Origin of the sequence: Sphingopyxis sp. YR583, assembly GCF_900108295.1 — a bacterium.
GTDB lineage: Bacteria > Pseudomonadota > Alphaproteobacteria > Sphingomonadales > Sphingomonadaceae > Sphingopyxis.
On record NZ_FNWK01000005.1, the window covers coordinates 146,032 to 165,027 of the forward strand.

The window sequence follows — 18,996 nt, forward strand, 5'->3', positions numbered from 1 at the left end:
CCGCCGTGGGCGAAGCACAGGACAAAAGAATAATTCTCCCATGACCGATGACGAAATTCTGGCCGAGTTCCGCGCCGCCGACGCCCTGCTCCAGGGACACTTCCTGCTCTCCTCCGGCCGGCACAGCGAATATTATCTGCAATGCGCGCGCGTGCTCATGGATACCGAGCGTGCCGGGCGCCTCGCTGTCGCGCTCGCCGCAAAGCTGCCGCGCGACCTTCGCCAGGCGATCGATATCGTCGTCTCGCCCGCCATGGGCGGCGTCATCATCGGGCATGAAATGGGCCGCGCGCTAGGCAAGCCGGCGATTTTCGTCGAACGCCCGACCGGCACCTTCGAACTGCGCCGCGGCTTCGCGATCGAACCCGGCGCCAAGGTGCTGATGGTCGAAGATGTCGTGACCACCGGCCTCTCGTCGCGCGAAGCAATGGATGCCGTCCGCGCCGCAGGCGGCGAGATCGTCGCCGAAGCCGCACTCGTCGATCGCTCGGCGGGCAGCAATATCGACCTCGGCGTGCCCTTCTATCCGCTCGTCGCGATCAACTTCCCGACCTATGCCGCCGACGAACTGCCGCCCGAACTCGCGGGCACCCCCGCGATCAAGCCGGGCAGCCGGAGCGTCGCGGCTTGAACGGCACGCCCCCTTCCCGCCTGCGGCTCGGCGTCAACATCGACCATGTCGCGACGATCCGCAACGCGCGTGGAGGCGAGCATCCCGATCCGGTGCGCGCGGCCGAAATCGTCGCGGCGGTCGGCGGCGACGGCATCACCGCGCATCTGCGCGAAGACCGGCGCCATATCCGCGACGACGATCTTGCGCGCATCCAGGCGGCGACCGACCTGCCGCTCAACCTCGAAATGGCGGCGACCGACGAGATGCTCGAGATCGCGCTGCGCCACAAACCGCACGCGGCGTGCATCGTCCCCGAAAAGCGCGAGGAGCGCACGACCGAGGGCGGGCTCGACGCCGCGGGCCAGCATAATCATCTCGCGCCGATCGTCGCCCGGCTGAACGATGCGGGTATCCGCGTCAGCCTGTTCATCGAACCCGATGCGCGCCAGATCGAGGCCGCGATGCGTCTCCGCGCGCCCGTCGTCGAATTCCACACCGGCCGCTACGCGCATGTCGAGGGCGAGGACCGCGCCGCCGAACTCCGCCGCCTTGCCGACGCTGCCGCGCTCGCATGGAAAAACGGTATCGAACCGCATGCGGGGCACGGCCTCACCTATGAGAATGTCGTGCCCGTCGCCGCGATCCCGCAGCTCGCCGAACTCAACATCGGCCATTATCTTATCGGCGAGGCGATCTTCACCGGGCTCGAGGATGCGGTGCGCCGGATGCGGGCTTTGATGGACGAGGCGCGGGGCGCGTGATCATCGGCCTCGGCTCCGACCTCTGCAATATCGAGCGTATCCAGAATTCGCTCGATCGGTTCGGCGAGCGATTCGAGAATCGCGTCTTCACCGACGTCGAGCGCGCCAAGGCGGCGCGGCGCCCCTTCACCCGCGCCGGCACGTACGCCAAACGCTTCGCGGCCAAGGAGGCTTTCTCGAAGGCCGTCGGCACGGGGTTCAAACGCGGGGTGTTCATGAAGGACATCGGCGTCGTCAACGCCCCATCGGGCGCACCGACATTGGCGCTCACCGGCGGCGCCGCCGAACGGCTCGCGGCGATCATCCCGCCCGGCCATAGCGCGCATATCCACCTGACACTGACCGACGACCATCCGTGGGCGCAGGCTTTCGTCATCATCGAAGCAATCAAGGACTGAACGAATAATGGCGAAAGACAGGACGAAGGATGACGGCGGCTGGGGCAAGCTGATCCGCGATGTGGTGGTGATATTGCTCCTCGTGCTCGGCATCCACAGCTGCGTCGCCAAGCCTTTCTATATTCCGTCCGATTCGATGATGCCGGTGCTGCGCAATGGCGACCGGCTGATCGTCAGCAAATATCCCTATGGCTGGTCCTATTCGTCTGTCAGCTTCCACCTCGCGCCCAAGATCGCGGGCCGGCTGTTCGGCAAGCTGCCCGAACGCGGCGACATCGTCGTGCTCGAACATCCGGTAACGCGCATCGATTATATCAAGCGCGTGATCGGCCTGCCCGGCGACACCATCGAACTCCGCAATGGCGAACTCAGCATCAACAGCAAACCCGTGAAGCGCGAGATACAACCGATGCTGGCGCTTCCCGTCGACCCGAACCTGCCCAGCCCCGACAGCAGCCTGTTCCGTTTCGTGAACCGCGATGCGAAGGGCAAGGAAGTGCTCGAACTGGCGATCGTCCGCGAAACCCTCCCCGGCGGCGCGACATTCGACACGATCGACATGGGGCCCGGCTATGCGACCGACGATTATGGCCCGATCACCGTGCCCGCCGACCATGTTTTCCTGATGGGCGACAATCGCGACGGCAGCGCCGACAGCCGCGTCGATACGAATCAGAAGGGTCTCGGCGGCCCCGTTCCCTTCGACGCGATTGCCGGACGCGCGGAGATCATCAGTTTTTCGACCGACGGAACTGCCGAGTGGTATAACCCATTGAGCTGGTTTAACGCCCTCAGATCGGGGCGCGCGGGAACCGACCTGCGGCCCGAGCGTCAAGGCAGCTAACACTACGGGGAACATACGGCATGGCGGCGACACGAAAACCAGCAGCAACGCGCACCGCTGCATCTGCCGCCGCCAAGGCCGAGGCGCACAGGGAAGCCCCCGGCCCCACCGAAATCCGCAGCCAGCTTGTCCGCACCGAGCTTTTGAAGGCCGGCGTCTGGATCGGCCTCGCGCTACTCATCGGTGTGTGCATCGTATTGATCCAGCCGATCCTGCTGATCTTTGCCGGCATCGTCATGGCATCGATGCTCGACGGCGGGACGCGTCTGCTCGGCCGCGTGCTGCCGATCGCGCGCGGCTGGCGCCTCTTGATAGTCTGCCTGTCGCTGCTCGCCTTCCTGATCTGGACGGTGATGTTCGCGGGTTCGCAGATCGCCGACCAGGCCGCGACCTTGCAAACCGTCGTTATGGGGCAGATCGAACGCATCGCGGCCTGGGCGGCCGATCATGGCATGGGCAATTTCCAGCTCGACACCAAGACGATCACCGACAATCTCGCCGGCACGTTCGGGCGCGTCACCGCCGCGGTGGGAACGGTGCTCGGCGGGCTGACCAGCGTCGTCATGATCCTCGTCCTCGGCATCTTCATCGCGATCGAACCGCGATTGTACGAGCGCGGCGTCGCGTGGATGCTGCCGATGAAAGCCCGAGAGAATTTCTACATCACCACCGCGCGCATGGGCTTCACGCTGCGCCGCCTGATGGCGGGCCGCCTGCTCGGCATGCTCGTCGAGGGGATCGGCACCTGGCTCGCCTGCCTCGCCGTCGGCATCCCGATGGCGGCGCTGATGGGCCTGCTCACGGGACTGCTCGCCTTCATCCCCAACATCGGCGCGATCGTGTCGGGCGTGCTGCTCGTCCTCGTCGGCTTTTCGGCGGGGACCGACACCGGCCTCTGGGCGATCGCGATCTATTTCATCGTCCAGACGGTCGACGGCTATCTGATCGTCCCGATGGTCGCCAAAAAGACGGTCGACCTCGCCCCGGCCCTCGTCCTCGGCGCGCAGATCCTCTTCGGCGCGTTGCTCGGCCTGATGGGCCTGTTCCTTGCCGACCCGATCGTCGCGATGATCAAGGTCGCGCTGGAACGCGAGGCCGAACGCAATGCCGGTGCCGCCGACAAGAAAACGGCGGCGGGCACTTGAGCCCACCGCCGCTGCTGTTTCGTAAAGACCGGCCGCTTATTGCTGCGGCGCGCCGGGCGGCGGACCCGCCGGGCCACCGGGGCCGCCCTGCATCTGCTGTTGCTGCATCATCTGTTGCTGCTGCATCTGCTGCTGCATCGCACGAACTTCGGCTTCCGAGCGGAAATCGAGCAAGGTCACGCTGAAATGCAGCGTGCTGTTCGCGGGGATCGGACCGACCGCGCGGTCGCCATAGCCGAGCTGCGCGGGAATGGTGATCTTGTACTCGCCGCCCTTCTTCATGCGGGTCAGCGCTTCCGAAAAGCCGGGGACGACCTGCGCGACCTGCATCGGCGCCTGTTCGTTGGCGTCGAAGACGGTGCCGTCGTCGAGCTTGCCTTCATATTTCACCAGGACGACATCGGCCTTGGTCGGGCTTGTTCCCGTGCCTTCCTTGACGACCTCGAACCCGATGCGTGGGGTCATGTGCCAGGCAAAGGCCGCGCCCGCCACCAGCAGCGCGGCGAGGCCGAACCACATCAGCCAAAGGCCGCCCTTGCTCACCGGACGCAATGGAACCGTCGTTACGCTCATCTTGGATGATCCTTCCGCTGCCCCGGCCGGGGCGAAATTGCTCGCGAGGCCTATAGGCGGAGCAGCGCGGAACGGTCCAGAGGCAATATGCGTGCGGTGCGCCAGTCCATCGACAGCGGCGGCTACTGCAGTCAGGCCCTAAAACACGCCCTTCAACAACGCCGCCGGATTGCGCCGCAGCGCCGCTTCCTCGCCCGCCATATAGTGGAATATGCCCTTCAGCGCCTGCTCGGTCACCGACCGCGTCAGCCCGTCGCGCGTCAGCCCCGCCGATGCCATCAACTGGTTGCCCTTCGACAGTTGGTCGAGTTGGCGATAGGCGCCGACATTCTCCAGCGCCGATCCGACCAGTGGCGACACTTTGGTGAACAGCACATCGCCCGCACTCGTCTGCAAATAACGGGTCGCGCCGTCATTTTTCGACACCAGCGCGGGCGCGTCGGTCCAGCGCAGATTGTCGATCGCGGCGCGAAAGACCGGCTTCGCCTCGCCCGCCGCCCTGCCGCCGGCGTCGTTCAGGCTTTTGGTCAAATTGGTCGTCAGGCCAAGTTTGTCGCCCACGCCAAAAAGCTTCGAGGCCAGCTTGCCGTTCGCACCCGGCAACAGGATGCGCACCGCCGTGTCGCGATAAAAGGCGCCGGGCTCCGCCAGCTTGTCGAGCGCGCCATCCGATGCGCCCGCAATCAGCCCCTTCACCCCGCTCTTCGGCAGCTTCGCCATCGCCAACGGCGCATGGATCAACGCGAACATCGCGGCCGCGCCCGCCAGAAGCATGCGCCGTTCCATCATCGCTTCGTTCCTGTCCATGACGCCACCTTTCTGCCTGCTATCGGTGCGAAGCCTATCAGCAATGTCGGCGCGGCCAAAGCGCAACAGCCGCTTAGAGGTGGAGAGCGGACCCTCAAGCGCTTACGTAGTTGTCGCCTCAGCAATCTCTGGCCGGATCAACAATTATCGGTCTGAGGTTCGTCTCGGACATTTATGCTATGAAGATAAAGGCCGAAATTATATCCGTCGCTAGACCTGTAACCTTTGATGCAGGAGAAGCGGCATAGAAGGTTCGGTTCGAAGTCGGCATTGCCCAAGTGAATAAAACGACTTTCCTGGCATTGTTTCTTTATTGGATCGCACGATTGTCCATCGCTGGCCGGTTCATCCGCTACCATTCGATCAATAGTGCCTTTAGGTATGCGGCACGCTCTTTCAACTTCTTCTATGGCCGCCAGCCGTTTTGCGCGCGTGTCTGCCGCATCGCATGCGTTCAACGCTCCGGCGGCTACGATGAGCAATAGCGCCTTTTGCATCATATTTGGGTAATGAACGAGTTGACCCATGTCCGCAACCAGCCGTTTTCAGCCCTTCGACGCCCCCTAAGATCCTCCCCTGACAATGGCGACATTCGCAACAGCCAACACCCACGAGACGAATGAAGAAAGCACCAGCAGCACAACCATAATGCGGGCCTTGCGGCCTTTGACCGGGCGCTTGAGGCCAAATCGCAGCTCGCGCCGCCGCCAAGTGATGATAGCAAACGTCAAAAGCGGGATATTCATAAAGCCCCAGATGAAGGGAATTTGGACCGCCAATGACGTCGAGAAGAGCGTAACGATCGGCATACCCAGGAAAGCAGCTGCGATAGCGACTCCGCCGGCCGTCTGAACGCGAAGCCGCAAATCATCCTCGGCCCATTGGGCTTCTAGGGCCTGCTCTTCGGTTTCCGGCACCTCCACCTCGCCTTCGGCGCGGGCGTAAAGCCATTCTTCGAACCCGCCATCGGCAAGTTGCTGACGCGCTTTCAGAAGCTCGTCAAATGGCGCAGAACCTTTCCGAAAGTCCGGGGCCCCTCTCTGCGGAAAATAACTGGCAATTGACCGATGCTGCCCAATCCCGAATATTGCGTTATCGGCCGCCCGTCGTCACGCCGCCATGCGCAGCCGGTTTCGCCCTTCGCGCTTGGCAACATACAGCGCCTTGTCGGCCCGGTGCATCAGTTCCTCGACGTCGGCCTCGCCGTCATAGATCGCCAGCCCGACGCTGATCGTCGCATCGGGCAGGTCGTCCTCGACCGCGGTGCCGGCCTCAACCGCCTTGCGGACGCGTTCGGCGACGATCTCGGCGGCCTGCGCGCTCGATCGCTGGAGAATGCAGACGAACTCCTCGCCGCCGATGCGGCCGACCATATCCTCGTCGCGCAGCGCCGCCCGCGCGCGATGCGCGACGCGGCGGATCACCTGATCGCCCGTCGCATGGCCGTGGGTGTCGTTGATCCGCTTGAAATGGTCGATATCGAAAATCGCGACGGCAAGCGGCGCGCCATGTTCGCGCGCACCCGCAAGCGCCCTTTCGAGGAAAGCCAGCGTGTGACGGCGATTGGGCAGGCCGGTCAGCATGTCGGTGTTGGCGACGCGCTCCGCCGCGCTGCGCGCCGCCTCGAGGATACGCGCATTCTCGACCGTCTCGGTCACGTCCTGCACGGTGCCGAAGATGCCGGTGGCCTTGCTGCCGCGCCCCATCTCGATCGACCCGTGCGATTTGACGTACCGGATCTCGCCGTCGGTTCGCAATATGCGGCCCTGAAACTCGAACGGCTCGCCGGTCCGGACCGCCTCGGCCAGAATCTTGCGGACCGCCAGCCGGTCCTCCGCCACATATTGTTTGACGCTATATTCGACGTCGACCGGCGTCCCAGGTTCCAGCCCATGCACGCGATAGGTCTGGTCCGACCAGGTGATCGTCCAGCCGACCAGGTCGACGCGCCAATGCCCGACCAGCGCCGCCGCCTCGGCCTGCAGCAGCCAGCGGTTGCTCTGTTCGAGACGCTTTGCCAGCCGCTGACGGCCGATCAGCAGCGACGCGAGCGGCAGCGTCGTGAACAACAGGATGAGCAGATAGAATTGCAGGAACAGCACGCGGGTCTTCTGCACGCCCTCGATCGCGGCGATCGGTCCATAGCCTTGCCCGGTCAGCAGCGACGCGATGATCGTCACGATCAGCATTCCCGCCGCGGCCCCGAAGGGCCCAAGCCGATAGGCGGCCGCGACGACCGCGATGCACGGCAGGAAAGTTACGGGAAATTGCGACTGTGAAAAGCATAATATGGTGACCAGCCCGGTAACGGTCAGGATCGCGGTCGCTTCGCCCTTCATCGCGATCGATGCGTTCGTCATCGCATTCGTGCCGACCAGACGGGTGAGCATTACGATCGGTGGGGTCACGATCAGCATGCCGAGCAATACGGTGGTCAGCCAGGACAGGAGAAAGTCCGGCCCCTTGCCCGCCAAAGCCCATGCGAGGATCGCACTCACCACGCTGGCGCTGAACGCCGCGATACAAAAACTGACGACCGATCGCGGCACCATGAACGACAGCTCGCCCGGCTCGCGGCGCCGCAGTATCCACAAGGCTACTGCGGCTTCGCAGCCGTTGGAGAATGTGAAAGCGAGGCACGAGGCCAGAGGGGCGCCGCCGTACAGATTGGCGCCAAGGCTCGCCACCCCCATCCCGGCAAAAGCCGCGATCCGGGCCGATGCCGGCATCAGGATCAGCAGCGCGAGGAAATAGCCGCTCGGCGGCCATACCGCCGCGATATTGTCGGCGCCCTTTGTGGTGTGCAGCGACAGGCTCGCAAGCAGGAAATATCCCGTTGCGGTCAGCAGGAACCAAAAGACCGCTTCGACTCTGGGGGTCAGCGACTGGGTCATGCGATCAGTTAACCCAAAAGGGGAAAATAAACCGCTAATATTAATCGCGCGGACGCCGGGCCGCCCGTCAGCCGACGCCGCCAAAGGTCAGGCTGACAACTTCCGCCACCTTCGCCTCGTCCCATGCGATGCGCCGATCGAGGATCAGCATCGCAAGGCCGTGCACCAGCGCCCAGGCGTGCAACGCCGCGGTATCGGGATCGTCGACGCCGGGAAGCGCCTCGCCGACCCCGGCGCGGAGCAGATTATAGGCGACTTCGCCGCCATCGCTACTGCCGTCGGGACAGCGTTCGGGCCTCTGCCGCGTGAAGCTCAGCCGGAACAGCGCCGGCTCGTCATGCGCAAAGCGGACATAGGCGATGCCCGTCGCCTTGAAGCCGGCGACCGCGCCGCCCGCCTTGAGCCACGCCTGCGCCTGCAGCGCGCCCAGCCGCCGCAATCCTTCATCTGCCAGCGCGTCGAGCAGCGCCTCCTTGTCGGGAAAATGTCGATAAAGCGCAGTCGCGCTCACTCCGACATCGCGGGCCAGCGCGCGCAGGCCGAGTTCGGCGCCGTCCCCCTCGGCCAGTCGCTTGAGCCCCGCCGCGATCACCGCCGCGCGCAAGTCGCCATGATGATAGGCGCCAGCCACTTTCGGACCGTCGCTTTTTATGTTGACACTGTTATCTTTGCTTGCCATCATGTTGCCACTGTAAACATATCGAGTCGTCCGCACAAGCCCCACGCCACGCGGCACTTTCGCCAACATCCGTAAGGAGCAACATCATGGCAAGCAACGTCGAAACCCTGATTCGCGGCGCGGTCGTCAAAGGCATCGGCAAGGTCGCCGACTTCAACCGCAAGCGCCTCCCCCGCCCCACCGACGCCCACCCCTTCCTGACCGGCATCCACAAACCGATGACCGAGGAGTTCACGCTGGAGGAACTGCGCGTCGACGGCGAAATCCCTGCTGCGCTGACCGGCCGCTACCTGCGCAACGGACCGAACCCCGCCGCCCAGCCCGACCCGGCGAGCTATCATTGGTTCACCGGCGTCGGCATGGTCCACGGCATCCGCATCGAGGGCGGCAAGGCCGACTGGTATCGCAACCGCTGGGTCCGCGGCAGCGAAGCCTGCGCCGTTCTCGGCGAGGAATTGCCCCCGGGCCAGCGCGCGGACGGCAACGACGCCCCCAACACCAATGTCGTCGGCCTCGCCGGTCGCACCTTCGCGATCGTCGAAGCGGGCGGCAAGCCGGTCGAGCTCGGCTATGAATTGAACACGATCGCGCACAACCCTTTCGACGGCACGCTGGTCGGCAGCTACACCGCGCACCCGCATCACGACCCCTTCACCGACGAGATGCATGCGATCACCTATCGCGGCGACGAGCCCAACAAGGTCTGGCACGTCGTCCTCGACAAGGACGCACATGTGATCCGCGAGGAAGCGATCGCGGTCAGCGATGGCCCCTCGATCCACGACTGCGCGATCACCGAAAACCATGTGCTGGTCTTCGACCTGCCCGTCACCTTCTCGATGAAGATGCTGCTCGGCGGTTATCGCTTTCCCTATGCGTGGAACGAAGCGCATCAGGCCCGCGTCGGCCTCCTCCCCAGGAAAGGCAGCGGCGACAGCATCGTCTGGGTGCCGGTCGAGCCCTGCTATGTCTTCCACCCCGCCAACGCCTATGAGACGGCGGACGGCAAGGTCATCGTCGACGTCGTGGCACATGAAACGATGTTCGCCGAATCGAAGCGCGGTCCGGACAGCCAGAAATCGCGCCTCGAACGCTGGACGATCGATCCGGTGGGGGGAACGACAACCCGCACTGTCATCCACGATCATGCGCAGGAATTTCCGCGCTATGACGAGCGGCTGACGACGCGGCCCTATCGTTATGCCTACAGCATCGCGATCCCCGACGGAGAATCCACCGAATGGGCGCTGGCCGAGACGCGGTTGTTCAAGCACGACCTCGAAGCGGGCACGACTGCCATCCACGATTTCGGCCCCGGCCGCCACCCCGGCGAATTCGTCTTTGTGCCGCGGAGCGCCGAGAGCGCGGAGGATGACGGCTGGCTCATCGGGCTGGTCGTCGACATGAACCATGAGACGACCGAGCTGGTCATCCTCAACGCCGATGACTTCAGCGGGTCACCGCAAGCTGTCGTTCACCTGCCGCACCGCGTTCCGCCGGGTTTCCACGGGAACTGGGTCGCGGATTAACGATATCGGGGCGCTTCATCAGCGCCTCGGTTACTCGCAGCGAACGCTCGTTATCGACGTCAATCGCAGTCGCCCCGTTGCTCACCAGGAACGGGGCGATTTCGACCTTCAGGTGTCGCGAAATCTGCCCGAAGATGTGATGGATCGGCCCCAAGCCGAACCGAAAGCGGAGCAGGTTGATCAGCCCGAACGCCTGCATGACGCGAAAGGGCTTCTTGACGAACTGGCCGCCGCCGCGAAACGCCTCTGCCGCGCGCAGCGCATTCGGATGCCCGATCCAATAGGCGTTGCAATTCGACACCGCGACATCCGAAAATTCGTAGAAGCGCCGCTGACCTTCGGGATGGACCGCCAGCACATCCTCGCGCCGCGCCAACGCCACGCCGGCATCGGCGCCTAGCCGTTCCGCCTCACCCTCGATCTCGGCGATCGTCGCGGGGGTGAGCAGGCAATTGTCAGCGGTCGTGATGAGCAGCGGAAAATTGGCGACGCCCGCGATCGCGAGCACCGAATCCGCGAGATTGTCGGCCGCAGCAACGACGATCAACCGATCGCGGAGCAGATCGACGACCGGATCCTTGAGATCGCCGAGCAGGTCGGCATGATGCGTTGACACAAAAACCTGCCTGACGCCGCTATCGGCCGCGCTTTCCAGCACATGCGCGATCATCGGCCGCCCGGCGACCGGCACAAGACATTTGTCGGCGACGCCATATGCCTCAGCGAGCGCGTCAACCGCGCCGTGGCGGCGGCCCGCGAGGATCAGGATCGAACCGCTCATGCGGCGTTCCGCTGCGCCGCGGGCGCGATCTGGCGGATCATGCTTTCGGCGACGATCGTCTCGATCAGGCTCGCGTGCGTGAAGCCGGCGGCGACCGCCGAGCGCGAGAAGAGCTTTTCGGACCAGAGGTTGCAGTTGAGATTGACCTCGAGCAACCGGACATCGCCCGTCGCGTGATCGACGCGAAATTCGAAGCGGCCATAGTCGAACGGACGAAAGATGTCCGCCATGCGCTTTGTGTAATCAGCGATCTGTTCGCCGATCGCGGGATCGTCGAAGCGCTTGATGCAATATCCGACGTTGCCGACGAGATCGCGCTTTTCCTGATAGGTGCGCAGTTGGGTCGGGTCTTCCTGTTCGAAGATCATCATCGGCAGCATCGCCGGCTCGCCGTCCAAGGTAATCACCGGCACCTCGATATCGCTGCCGTCGATAAAGGGTTCGACGAGCGCGTCATGATCGAGCGCGTGGATTTCGGCAACCGCCTGCGCAAGTTGAACCCGGTCGTGCGCATCGCGGACGCCCCAAGAGGCCGAGCTGTTGTTCGGCTTGATCACCCAGCGTCGCGCCGGCGGGCAGCGCGACACGTCGACCGGGGCGCCGCGGCGGAACAAGGCCCACGGCGCGGTCGGCACCCCGCGCGCCGCAGCCTCGAGCTTGGTCAGATGCTTGTCGTCCGAGAGGCCGCGCACGATCGGCGACGCGCCAAGATAGGGCAGGCCGTGCTGGTTACAGAGCAACGGCAGCAGCATTTCCGAATTGAAGAAGCCGCCACGGTTGAGCAGCGGGAAGACGAAATCAGCGGCGGGCCGGTCGAACAGCGCGGCATAGCTGTCGGCGATCAGCAATTCGATACCGAGCCCCTCGAGCGTCTCGCGCATCTCGCGGTGATACAGCGCATGATTGCCGTCGTCGGCATGCAGCCCGCCGGTCCAGCGCGCATGCTTGGCGATGAAGAGAAGCCGCTGCGTGTCGCGCAGGCGGTTCGGCAGCCGGGTCGGCGCAAGGTCGGTCGTTTTCATGGCGCGGCGTTGATCACGCCCAGGGTTGCGCCGGGATGACGAATTGGTGACTGGCGTGCCACAAAAGCGGAAGATCCGTGTCATAAAATTTCGTTCCGCCACGGAAATGTGGGCTTTCAAACAAGCTTTTTCCGGGATTACGGCCTTCCTCGCCTGACCGCAAAAATGGTCACCCGCCACGGTCAGTGACATCGAAATCTTCGCCGCGCCGTTCGACGAACACGGCTCATCGCGGAATTGGCGCTTTCCGGGCAGCACTTTCGTCTGCCGGTTCGTTCGTTCTTCACTATGACAAAGAATATCGCCCTCTCCCGCCCCGCCATGAGCGCGATTGCCGCGTTCCTGGTCCTGTCCACCCCCAGCGCTTTTGCACAGGAAACTCCGACGGTTACGATGACACCGCCGGTCGCGGCGCCGACGCCGCAAACCCCGCCGACGGTGGCCGAGCCGAGCACGCCCGCGCCGGTCGCGCCGGTTGCTGCACCTCAAGCGGCCCAGCCCCCGGCATCGACCCCTGTCATCCGCGTACCGCTCGACATCGCCCCCGAACCAACCGCTCCGGCACCGAAGGCTGCCGAAAGCGCCGCCGCCCCTGCCCCGCGCGCCGAGCGCCCGGCGCAACGCGCACGGCCCGCAGCCGCAGCGCCGGCAACCACGGCGCCGGCCGCCGCAACGCCTGCCGCTACGCCGGCAACCGACGCCCCGCTGCTCGACGAGGCGGCGCCGATCGCCGCGCCGGTGACGACTGCTGTGGAACCGATCGCCGAGCCGGCTCCGGTGCCGGTCGAACGGACCAGTGCGACGGGGAACGAGTTTCCGTGGGAGCTCGCCGGCGGCGCAGCAGCGCTGCTCATCGCAGGGGGTCTCGGCCTCGCCTTTGCCCGTCGTCGCCGCACTACGGAAGAGGCCTATGAGGAGACGCCGACCTATGAATATGCGCGCACGCCCGCTGCCGATCCGGCGGGAGCCGAAGCGCCGCAGTGGGTCACGCCTGCTTATGCCCCGCGCGAGGAAGTGGCTCCGCGAACCGTTCCCGCCTTCGCCGCGGCGCCGAGCGGAAGCATGGGCCGTCACGAAGCGATGGCGCTCGCCGGTCCGACCGACGACAATCCCTTCGCAACGCTCAGCAAGCGCCTGAAGCGCGCGCGCTTCCTCGATCGTCAGGAACGCACCGCCTATGAGGAAACGCTGGCTGGTCAGAAGGATGTAACCCGCAAGCCGGTCAGCGCCTGGGAAATCGCCCAACGCCCCGCCCCGGCGATGCAGGAACAGGAAGTCCGTCGCCCCGAACCCGGCCGCGTTCGGACCTCGACCAGCTTCCGTCCGGGTTATTCCAAGAATTAGGCCGGACACTCCGCGGTGGTCCCCTCACCGCATATAAAGAGGGCGGTGCCTCGCGGCACCGCCCTTTTCTATTTCGCTGGAGTCCAGCCGGTCGAACCGGCCGGCCCCCTCGCCAACTGATTACTTCAGTTCGACGGTCGCGCCGGCGGCGATCAGCTTCGCCTTCAGCTCTTCAGCTTCAGCCTTGCTGGCGCCTTCCTTGACGGCCTTCGGTGCGCCTTCGACGAGCGCCTTGGCTTCGCCGAGACCCAGACCGGTGATCGCACGGACTTCCTTAATCACGTTGATCTTGTTGCCGCCGTCACCCGTCAGGATGACGTCGAATTCGGTCTGCTCTTCAGCAGCCGGGCCAGCAGCGGCAGCAGCCGGAGCGGCAGCAACAGCAGCGGCAGCCGAAACGCCCCACTTTTCTTCGAGCAGCTTCGAAAGTTCAGCAGCTTCCAGAACGGTCAGCGCCGACAGGTCTTCAACGATCTTTGCGAGATCAGCCATGTTCATTCTCCATCAGAACCGGGATATCCCGGCAGTAAGTTTCAAGGTTAGTTCGAAATCACGCTGCTTCTTTGGCGGCATATGCGCCAAAAACCCGCGCCAGCTGACCCGCCGGGGCTGCAGCAATCTGTGCAACCTTGGTGGCCGGAGCCTGCACCAGACCGATGATCTTGGCGCGGAGCTCGTCGAGCGAGGGAAGCGAAGCCAGCGCCTTCACGCCATCCACGTCGAGGACCACGTCGCCCATGCCGCCGCCAACGATTTCAAGCTTGTCGTTGGTCTTGGCAAATTCCACGGCGATCTTTGCAGCCGAGACCGGGTCGGTCGAGGTTGCAAGGGCCGTGGGACCGGTCAGCAGTTCGCCGATACCGGTGTAGGACGTGCCATCGAGCGCGATTTTGGCAAGACGGTTCTTCGTGACGCGAAAGTCGGCCCCTGCGTCGCGCATCTGCTGGCGCAGCACCGTCGACTGAGCGACGGTCATGCCGAGGTTGCGGACGACCACAACCGAGGCAGCTGATGCCAGCGTAGCGTTCAGCGAGGATACGGCTTCGGCCTTTTCCGTACGATCCATGCCTATACTCCACTCATCTGCCCGGATGCGCTGGCGCCGAAACGCACGCGCCGCCGGGCGGCTAACACACGCAAAGACAGACGCGAGCCAAGGCTCACCAGCATTTGCGCAACGATGTCCGATGGGGTCGGTCAAGACGCGTCGCCTGAATACAGGCGGGCGACCGAAAAAGACTGTTCCCCGTCTCGGCTGGAAATTAAGAAGGGCAAATCCCCTTCACCAACTGTCTCGGACGGAATTGCCAGAGCCGGAGCCCGGACAACACGGGGGCGCTAATAGCGTCGATGGCCGGAGAGTCAAGGCCGATAGCGGATTTCCAGTCATTTCCGGCTTGGCGCAAATGCCCGCGACAACTAAAGGTCCGGCGATGGTCCATATCCGACAATCGACGCCCGCCGATGGCGAACGCGCCGTCCAGATCTGGTGCGACGCCGTCGATGCGACGCACGACTTTCTGAGCGCCGACGATCGCGTGGCGATCGAAGCCGAAGTCCGCTCCTTCCTGCCCGCCGCCCCGTTCTGGCTTGCGGTCGATTCGACCGACCGGCCGGTCGGCTTCATGCTGCTCGACGGATCGAGCATGGAAGCCTTGTTCATTGATCCCGCCCATCACGGAGCAGGAGTTGGGCGCGCGCTTGTCGCACATGCACTGGAACGCCATCCGGTGCTCACGACCGAAGTGAACGAGCAGAATGAACAGGCTGTCGGCTTTTACGAGCGATTGGGCTTCGTCGCCGTCGGCCGGTCGGAGTTCGACGGGCAAGGCCGCGCCTATCCCCTGATTCATCTGCGCTTCGGTTCGCAAATCTGACCTGAACGGCGGAAGTTGGCGAAAGTGTCGCGCAGCGCGACATCGGCCCCTTGCAAAGTTCGTATTAAGATATATCTTAGACGCATCTAGAATCACTCTAAGGAATATGTGATGATTTTTTATGCGAAAATGGAAGGTCGCGGCTGCGGCGGGCGGCATGCGATGCACCGCGGCGGCGGACGCGGTTTCGGGCACGGATTCGGACATGGCTTCGGCGGCGGCCGGCGCGGTGGCGGCGGACGGGGCGAGCGCGGCGAACGCCGCCGGATGTTCGATGGCGGCGAGCTGCGGCTCGTGCTTTTGAAGCTGATCGCCGACGAGCCGCGCCACGGCTATGACCTCATCCGCCATATCGAGGAACTCACCGGCGGTAGCTATGCGCCGAGCCCCGGCGTGATCTATCCGACGCTGACAATGCTCGACGACATGGGCCTGATCGAAGCACAGCAAAGCGACGGCGCAAAGAAGCTGTTCGCGATCACCGACACCGGCCGCGCCGAACTCGAAACCAACAGCGAGATCGTGGAAGTTGCCATCGCCCGGCTGAGCGCGGTCGGCGAAGAGACGCAGCGCACCGACTCGGCCTCGGTCCGCCGCGCCATGGGCAACCTGCGACAGGTTCTGATGAACCGGCTCGGCGACCGCGATCTGGGCGCCGACAAGTTGCACGATATCGTCGCGCTGATTGACGAGGCTGCACAGAAGATCGAGCGCCTGTGATGACGAGTGCGATCGCCAACACCCCCACCGCGCACGCGAGCAAATATCTCCAGCAACTCTGCAAGCACTGGCAGCATAACCTCGCGGTCGAATTCACCCCCGAGCATGGCACCGTGACCTTTCCCAAGGATGCGCGCGGCGCCACCTGGGCGGGCGACGCGCTCGTGACCTTCGATGCGGGCGCCGACGCATTGTCGGTCCGCATCGATGCGAGCAGCGACGAGCATGTCGAAGCGATGAAGGGCGTCGTCGCACGGCACCTCGACCGCTTCGCGTTTCGCGAGGCGCCTTTGCGCTTCGATTGGCAGGCCGTGTAGCCCTCCTCGTCAGCCGACGACGGCGTGCCGGCGGGCGTAGAGGAAATAGACGCCTAGTCCGCCGACATTCCAGACAAGGAACCAGAGCTGGGTCTGCGCAGGCAGGCTGAAGAAGAGGTAGATGCAGCCGAGCACCGCGATGCCGCCGACGACCCACGGCAGCGGCGTGCGGAAGGTGCGCGGAGCATCGGGCGCGCGGCGGCGCATGATCAGCATGCAGATCGAGACCGCGGTGAACGCCGCCAGCGTGCCGGCATTGGCGAGCGCCGCCAGCTCGCCGAGCGGGATGAAGCCCGCGAGCACCGCGACGACGAGCGCGGTAAAGATGGTGATCCGCACCGGCGTCCCGCGTGACGACAGCTTGGCGAGGCTCGCGGGCAGCAATCCGTCGCGCGCCATCGTGAAGAAGATGCGGCTCTGACCATAGAAGAAGGCGAGGATCACCGTCAGCAGCGCGATGATCGCCGATACCGCAAGATATTGCGCCGCGAGCGGACTGCCGAGTTCGCGCAGGATCAGCGCCAGCGGCTCGGGGCTGTTGGCGAAGCGGGTGTAGGCGATCGCGCCCACGGCGGCGACCGCGACGCCGACATAGATGACGACGCAGGCGAACATCGATCCGACGATCCCGATCTTGAGGTCGCGATCGGGGTTTTTCGCTTCCTCGGCCGCGGTCGCGATCGCATCGAATCCGTAAAAGGCGAAGAAGATGATCGCCGCCGCAGCCATCACGCCGCGTTCGACGCCGTCGGGCCCGATATGTTTGGGAAAGCCATAGGGGCTGAAGGGTTCGAGATTGGCGGCGTTGAAGGCGGGAAGCGCGACCGCGACGAACACGACGAGCGCAACGACCTTCACCAGCACGAGGATCGCGTTGAGCGTTGCGCTTTCGCGCGTGCCGACGAGCAGCAGCCCCGCGACGACCGCAATGATCGCGATCGCCGGCAGGTTGACGATGCCGCCGAGTTCGGGGCCCTGCATCAGCGCCATCGGAAAGCCCGCCCAAGCTTCCAGCAAGGGAGCGGCATAGCCCGACCAGCCGACGGCGACCGCGCTGACCACGAGCGAATATTCGAGGATCAGGCTCCACCCGACGATCCACGCGAGCAGCTCGCCGATCACGACGTAGGAGTAGGTATAGGCGCTGCCAGAGGCGGGGATCATCGTCGCCATTTCGGCATAGGCGAGCGCAGCGCAGGCGCAGATCAGCCCCGCGATACCGAAGGACAGGATGACCGCCGGGCCCGCCTTGTCGGCGCCGACGCCGATCAGCGTCAGAATTCCCGTGCCGACGATCGCCCCGACACCGAGCGCAATCAGATGCGGCCACCCGAGGGTCCGCGCCAACGTCTGCTCGCCCTCCCGCCGTTCCGGAACAATCGGTTTGCGGCGGAACAGGCTGTCGGTCATGCGGTAGGCTCCCTGGGGCGTCATACTGTGGTTTGCGCCGCTTGTAAGGGTGTCGGGCGGCAGCGCAAGGCACGTACGATCAAGATCGACGGGAAAGGCCGTTTTGGGGTGGGGAGCGGACTGAGGTGTTATGCAGCGGGATCTTCGAAGCAGATTTCGACGCCCAGCAGCTTTCCGGTCTCGCGCGAAACTCTGGCGGCCGTGAGCACAACAGCATCAGCAGGAGTGGCACCTGCCAAATAAAGCTGGAAAGTCGCGACGTCGTCCTCGACGATCGTGCCTAGAGTGAGGTTTGGGTCGTTCTGAAATAGGTCGAAGCTCTTCTGCACGCCTTCAAGAGCCTTGCGAGTTGCCTCGCGCGCGACGGGCTCCAACTCGTTGATGGTAAATCTTTTCGCCACAGCACAGCGATAGCGCTTGATCGGCCGCTCCACAATGTCCGCAATCGGTCGTAAGCTGTCAGAGCAGCGCTTCGATCGCTTCGGCAAGTTTCGCGTCACGCTCCGACAATCCGTCGGCGTCGTGCGTCGTGAGCAGGATATCGACGCTATTATAGACGTTCGACCATTCGGGATGATGGTCCATCTTTTCGGCGATGATGGCGACGCTCGCCATGAACCCGAATGCCTGAGCGAAATCTTCGAACCGGAATTGCCGCGTGATCGCGTCGCGTTTCGGCTCGTGGCCCCATTCGGGAAAGCGGGCGAGAAGGGCGGTGCGCGCCGCATCGTCTAGTTTCTGGACCATCTTCTTTCTCCCGCTGGTCAATATCGTGCGGCCGCCATAAGGAAGGGCGCGATGAGCGACAAGAGTGCCCTGCCCGATTTGACCCCCGAACTTCCCGGCGGATGGACCGGCGGCGCGCCCGACACCGATGCGCTGTTCGCGATGGCCGAGGCGGCGTTGGCGACGATGCCCGCGGTCTTTCTGCCGCATATCGAGGGGGTCGTCGTCTCGATCGAGGAATTTGCCGACGACGAGATTCTCGCGTCGCTGGATATCGAACACCCCTATGACCTCACCGGCCTCTACGAAGGCCGCCCGCTGACCGAGCGGAGCATCGGCGAGAGCGGAGGGATGCCCGATCGCGTCACCCTCTATCGCATTCCGATCCTCGTCGAATGGATCGAGACGGGCGAACGGCTCGACACACTGGTCCGCCATGTGCTGATCCACGAAATCGGGCACCATTTCGGCTTTTCCGACGACGATATGCACGCGCTCGAGGCGATGACGTGAGCGCGCCTTCGCGCGCGGGGGACGTGAGCGCGCCTCCGCGCGC

Annotated in this window: 24 protein-coding genes; 11 read left to right on the forward strand and 13 right to left on the reverse strand. The window is 64.3% G+C overall.

What is annotated here, in order from left to right:
• The first annotated feature begins 40 nt into the window (after nucleotides 1-40).
• Genes pyrE through BLW56_RS19640 form a run of 5 tightly spaced genes read left to right on the forward strand, consistent with a single transcriptional unit; the run spans nucleotide 41 to nucleotide 3,761 of the window.
• The gene (pyrE, locus tag BLW56_RS19620) at nucleotides 41-631 is read left to right on the forward strand and encodes an orotate phosphoribosyltransferase (RefSeq protein ID WP_093512888.1); all 591 of its coding nucleotides are present in this window, start codon (nucleotides 41-43) and stop codon (nucleotides 629-631) included.
• The gene (locus BLW56_RS19625; RefSeq protein ID WP_093512890.1) at nucleotides 628-1,374 is read left to right on the forward strand and encodes a pyridoxine 5'-phosphate synthase; all 747 of its coding nucleotides are present in this window, start codon (nucleotides 628-630) and stop codon (nucleotides 1,372-1,374) included. Before pyrE ends, BLW56_RS19625 begins: the two co-directional genes overlap by 4 nt.
• Nucleotides 1,371-1,772, forward strand: coding sequence for a holo-ACP synthase (gene acpS / locus BLW56_RS19630; protein ID WP_093512892.1), 402 nt, complete (start codon nucleotides 1,371-1,373; stop codon nucleotides 1,770-1,772). The genes BLW56_RS19625 and acpS overlap by 4 nt, the downstream gene beginning before the upstream one ends.
• Nucleotides 1,773-1,779: 7 nt before the next feature.
• Nucleotides 1,780-2,616, forward strand: coding sequence for a signal peptidase I (gene lepB, locus BLW56_RS19635; RefSeq protein ID WP_093512894.1), 837 nt, complete (start codon nucleotides 1,780-1,782; stop codon nucleotides 2,614-2,616).
• Nucleotides 2,617-2,636: 20 nt separating this feature from the next.
• Nucleotides 2,637-3,761, forward strand: coding sequence for an AI-2E family transporter (locus BLW56_RS19640; RefSeq protein ID WP_093512896.1), 1,125 nt, complete (start codon nucleotides 2,637-2,639; stop codon nucleotides 3,759-3,761).
• Nucleotides 3,762-3,797: 36 nt separating this feature from the next.
• Here the strand turns inward: BLW56_RS19640 and BLW56_RS19645 are convergent, their stop codons facing one another.
• The 6 genes from BLW56_RS19645 to BLW56_RS19665 all read right to left on the reverse strand — a co-directional run bounded on the left by BLW56_RS19645 (nucleotide 3,798) and on the right by BLW56_RS19665 (nucleotide 8,666).
• On the reverse strand, nucleotides 3,798-4,334 hold the full coding sequence (locus BLW56_RS19645; RefSeq protein ID WP_093512898.1) for an FKBP-type peptidyl-prolyl cis-trans isomerase: 537 nt from the start codon (nucleotides 4,332-4,334) through the stop codon (nucleotides 3,798-3,800).
• Nucleotides 4,335-4,472: 138 nt separating this feature from the next.
• A complete protein-coding gene (locus BLW56_RS19650; RefSeq protein WP_093512900.1) occupies nucleotides 4,473-5,141 on the reverse strand; it encodes a DUF4197 domain-containing protein in 669 nt (222 codons plus the stop codon).
• A gap of 137 nt (nucleotides 5,142-5,278) precedes the next feature.
• Nucleotides 5,279-5,668, reverse strand: a complete 390-nt coding sequence (locus tag BLW56_RS20720) for a hypothetical protein (protein ID WP_218140565.1) — start codon at nucleotides 5,666-5,668, stop codon at nucleotides 5,279-5,281.
• Nucleotides 5,669-5,704: 36 nt separating this feature from the next.
• The gene (locus BLW56_RS19655) at nucleotides 5,705-6,058 is read right to left on the reverse strand and encodes a hypothetical protein (RefSeq protein WP_143043524.1); all 354 of its coding nucleotides are present in this window, start codon (nucleotides 6,056-6,058) and stop codon (nucleotides 5,705-5,707) included.
• A 192-nt stretch (nucleotides 6,059-6,250) separates the two neighbouring features.
• Entirely contained in the window at nucleotides 6,251-8,035 is a 1,785-nt protein-coding gene (locus BLW56_RS19660) for a sensor domain-containing diguanylate cyclase (protein ID WP_093512904.1), read from the reverse strand.
• 67 nt (nucleotides 8,036-8,102) lie between these two features.
• The gene (locus tag BLW56_RS19665) at nucleotides 8,103-8,666 is read right to left on the reverse strand and encodes a TetR/AcrR family transcriptional regulator (protein WP_256203717.1); all 564 of its coding nucleotides are present in this window, start codon (nucleotides 8,664-8,666) and stop codon (nucleotides 8,103-8,105) included.
• 134 nt (nucleotides 8,667-8,800) lie between these two features.
• Here BLW56_RS19665 and BLW56_RS19670 point away from each other — a divergent pair, with 134 nt between their 5' ends.
• On the forward strand, nucleotides 8,801-10,243 hold the full coding sequence (locus BLW56_RS19670; RefSeq protein WP_093512908.1) for an 8'-apo-carotenoid 13,14-cleaving dioxygenase: 1,443 nt from the start codon (nucleotides 8,801-8,803) through the stop codon (nucleotides 10,241-10,243).
• Here the strand turns inward: BLW56_RS19670 and BLW56_RS19675 are convergent.
• The gene (locus tag BLW56_RS19675; protein ID WP_093512910.1) at nucleotides 10,164-11,024 is read right to left on the reverse strand and encodes an NTP transferase domain-containing protein; all 861 of its coding nucleotides are present in this window, start codon (nucleotides 11,022-11,024) and stop codon (nucleotides 10,164-10,166) included. The genes BLW56_RS19670 and BLW56_RS19675 overlap by 80 nt on opposite strands.
• Nucleotides 11,021-12,046, reverse strand: coding sequence for a D-alanine--D-alanine ligase family protein (locus tag BLW56_RS19680; RefSeq protein WP_093512912.1), 1,026 nt, complete (start codon nucleotides 12,044-12,046; stop codon nucleotides 11,021-11,023). Before BLW56_RS19680 ends, BLW56_RS19675 begins: the two co-directional genes overlap by 4 nt.
• Nucleotides 12,047-12,367: 321 nt before the next feature.
• Here BLW56_RS19680 and BLW56_RS19685 point away from each other — a divergent pair, with 321 nt between their 5' ends.
• A complete protein-coding gene (locus BLW56_RS19685) occupies nucleotides 12,368-13,390 on the forward strand; it encodes a hypothetical protein (protein WP_093512913.1) in 1,023 nt (340 codons plus the stop codon).
• A 120-nt stretch (nucleotides 13,391-13,510) separates the two neighbouring features.
• On the opposite strand, the gene rplL is transcribed toward BLW56_RS19685, so the two are convergent.
• Both rplL and rplJ read right to left on the reverse strand, forming a co-directional pair.
• Nucleotides 13,511-13,882, reverse strand: a complete 372-nt coding sequence (rplL, locus tag BLW56_RS19690) for a 50S ribosomal protein L7/L12 (protein ID WP_093513122.1) — start codon at nucleotides 13,880-13,882, stop codon at nucleotides 13,511-13,513.
• A gap of 58 nt (nucleotides 13,883-13,940) precedes the next feature.
• A complete protein-coding gene (rplJ, locus tag BLW56_RS19695; RefSeq protein WP_062182141.1) occupies nucleotides 13,941-14,456 on the reverse strand; it encodes a 50S ribosomal protein L10 in 516 nt (171 codons plus the stop codon).
• A 367-nt stretch (nucleotides 14,457-14,823) separates the two neighbouring features.
• Between rplJ and BLW56_RS19700 the strand changes: the two genes are divergently transcribed.
• From BLW56_RS19700 to BLW56_RS19710, 3 genes are all read left to right on the forward strand, one after another.
• Complete coding sequence (locus BLW56_RS19700; RefSeq protein WP_093512915.1) at nucleotides 14,824-15,267, forward strand: acetyltransferase; 444 nt, start codon at nucleotides 14,824-14,826, stop codon at nucleotides 15,265-15,267.
• A gap of 111 nt (nucleotides 15,268-15,378) precedes the next feature.
• Nucleotides 15,379-15,987 carry a PadR family transcriptional regulator gene (locus BLW56_RS19705; RefSeq protein ID WP_256203718.1) on the forward strand — a complete coding sequence of 203 codons (609 nt, stop codon included), beginning with the start codon at nucleotides 15,379-15,381 and terminating at the stop codon, nucleotides 15,985-15,987.
• Complete coding sequence (locus tag BLW56_RS19710) at nucleotides 15,987-16,304, forward strand: DUF2218 domain-containing protein (protein WP_093512918.1); 318 nt, start codon at nucleotides 15,987-15,989, stop codon at nucleotides 16,302-16,304. Before BLW56_RS19705 ends, BLW56_RS19710 begins: the two co-directional genes overlap by 1 nt.
• A 9-nt stretch (nucleotides 16,305-16,313) precedes the next feature.
• Here the strand turns inward: BLW56_RS19710 and BLW56_RS19715 are convergent, their stop codons facing one another.
• The 3 genes from BLW56_RS19715 to BLW56_RS19725 form a co-directional block, all read right to left on the reverse strand.
• A complete protein-coding gene (locus tag BLW56_RS19715) occupies nucleotides 16,314-17,714 on the reverse strand; it encodes an amino acid permease (RefSeq protein WP_093512920.1) in 1,401 nt (466 codons plus the stop codon).
• Between the two features lie 128 nt (nucleotides 17,715-17,842).
• Nucleotides 17,843-18,148, reverse strand: coding sequence for a hypothetical protein (locus BLW56_RS19720; protein WP_143043525.1), 306 nt, complete (start codon nucleotides 18,146-18,148; stop codon nucleotides 17,843-17,845).
• A 25-nt stretch (nucleotides 18,149-18,173) separates the two neighbouring features.
• Nucleotides 18,174-18,461 (reverse strand): 4a-hydroxytetrahydrobiopterin dehydratase, encoded by a 288-nt coding sequence (locus BLW56_RS19725; RefSeq protein WP_093512924.1) that lies wholly within the window; start codon nucleotides 18,459-18,461, stop codon nucleotides 18,174-18,176.
• 51 nt (nucleotides 18,462-18,512) lie between these two features.
• On the opposite strand from BLW56_RS19725, the gene BLW56_RS19730 reads away from it, so the two are divergent.
• Nucleotides 18,513-18,953, forward strand: a complete 441-nt coding sequence (locus BLW56_RS19730) for a metallopeptidase family protein (RefSeq protein WP_093512926.1) — start codon at nucleotides 18,513-18,515, stop codon at nucleotides 18,951-18,953.
• Nucleotides 18,954-18,996 lie beyond the last annotated feature (43 nt).

Bases quoted from the DNA above. Each gene is read 5' to 3' on its own strand.
- pyrE (WP_093512888.1), top strand. From the start codon at position 41: ATGACCGATGACGAAATTCTGGCCGAGTTCCGCGCCGCCGACGCCCTG.
- lepB (WP_093512894.1), top strand. From the start codon at position 1,780: ATGGCGAAAGACAGGACGAAGGATGACGGCGGCTGGGGCAAGCTGATC.
- BLW56_RS19640 (WP_093512896.1), top strand. From the start codon at position 2,637: ATGGCGGCGACACGAAAACCAGCAGCAACGCGCACCGCTGCATCTGCC.
- BLW56_RS19645 (WP_093512898.1), bottom strand. From the start codon at position 4,334: ATGAGCGTAACGACGGTTCCATTGCGTCCGGTGAGCAAGGGCGGCCTT.
- BLW56_RS19650 (WP_093512900.1), bottom strand. From the start codon at position 5,141: ATGGACAGGAACGAAGCGATGATGGAACGGCGCATGCTTCTGGCGGGC.
- BLW56_RS20720 (WP_218140565.1), bottom strand. From the start codon at position 5,668: ATGGGTCAACTCGTTCATTACCCAAATATGATGCAAAAGGCGCTATTG.
- BLW56_RS19660 (WP_093512904.1), bottom strand. From the start codon at position 8,035: ATGACCCAGTCGCTGACCCCCAGAGTCGAAGCGGTCTTTTGGTTCCTG.
- BLW56_RS19670 (WP_093512908.1), top strand. From the start codon at position 8,801: ATGGCAAGCAACGTCGAAACCCTGATTCGCGGCGCGGTCGTCAAAGGC.
- BLW56_RS19675 (WP_093512910.1), bottom strand. From the start codon at position 11,024: ATGAGCGGTTCGATCCTGATCCTCGCGGGCCGCCGCCACGGCGCGGTT.
- BLW56_RS19680 (WP_093512912.1), bottom strand. From the start codon at position 12,046: ATGAAAACGACCGACCTTGCGCCGACCCGGCTGCCGAACCGCCTGCGC.
- BLW56_RS19685 (WP_093512913.1), top strand. From the start codon at position 12,368: ATGAGCGCGATTGCCGCGTTCCTGGTCCTGTCCACCCCCAGCGCTTTT.
- rplL (WP_093513122.1), bottom strand. From the start codon at position 13,882: ATGGCTGATCTCGCAAAGATCGTTGAAGACCTGTCGGCGCTGACCGTT.
- rplJ (WP_062182141.1), bottom strand. From the start codon at position 14,456: ATGGATCGTACGGAAAAGGCCGAAGCCGTATCCTCGCTGAACGCTACG.
- BLW56_RS19700 (WP_093512915.1), top strand. From the start codon at position 14,824: ATGGTCCATATCCGACAATCGACGCCCGCCGATGGCGAACGCGCCGTC.
- BLW56_RS19705 (WP_256203718.1), top strand. From the start codon at position 15,379: ATGATTTTTTATGCGAAAATGGAAGGTCGCGGCTGCGGCGGGCGGCAT.
- BLW56_RS19710 (WP_093512918.1), top strand. From the start codon at position 15,987: ATGACGAGTGCGATCGCCAACACCCCCACCGCGCACGCGAGCAAATAT.
- BLW56_RS19715 (WP_093512920.1), bottom strand. From the start codon at position 17,714: ATGACCGACAGCCTGTTCCGCCGCAAACCGATTGTTCCGGAACGGCGG.
- BLW56_RS19725 (WP_093512924.1), bottom strand. From the start codon at position 18,461: ATGGTCCAGAAACTAGACGATGCGGCGCGCACCGCCCTTCTCGCCCGC.
- BLW56_RS19730 (WP_093512926.1), top strand. From the start codon at position 18,513: ATGAGCGACAAGAGTGCCCTGCCCGATTTGACCCCCGAACTTCCCGGC.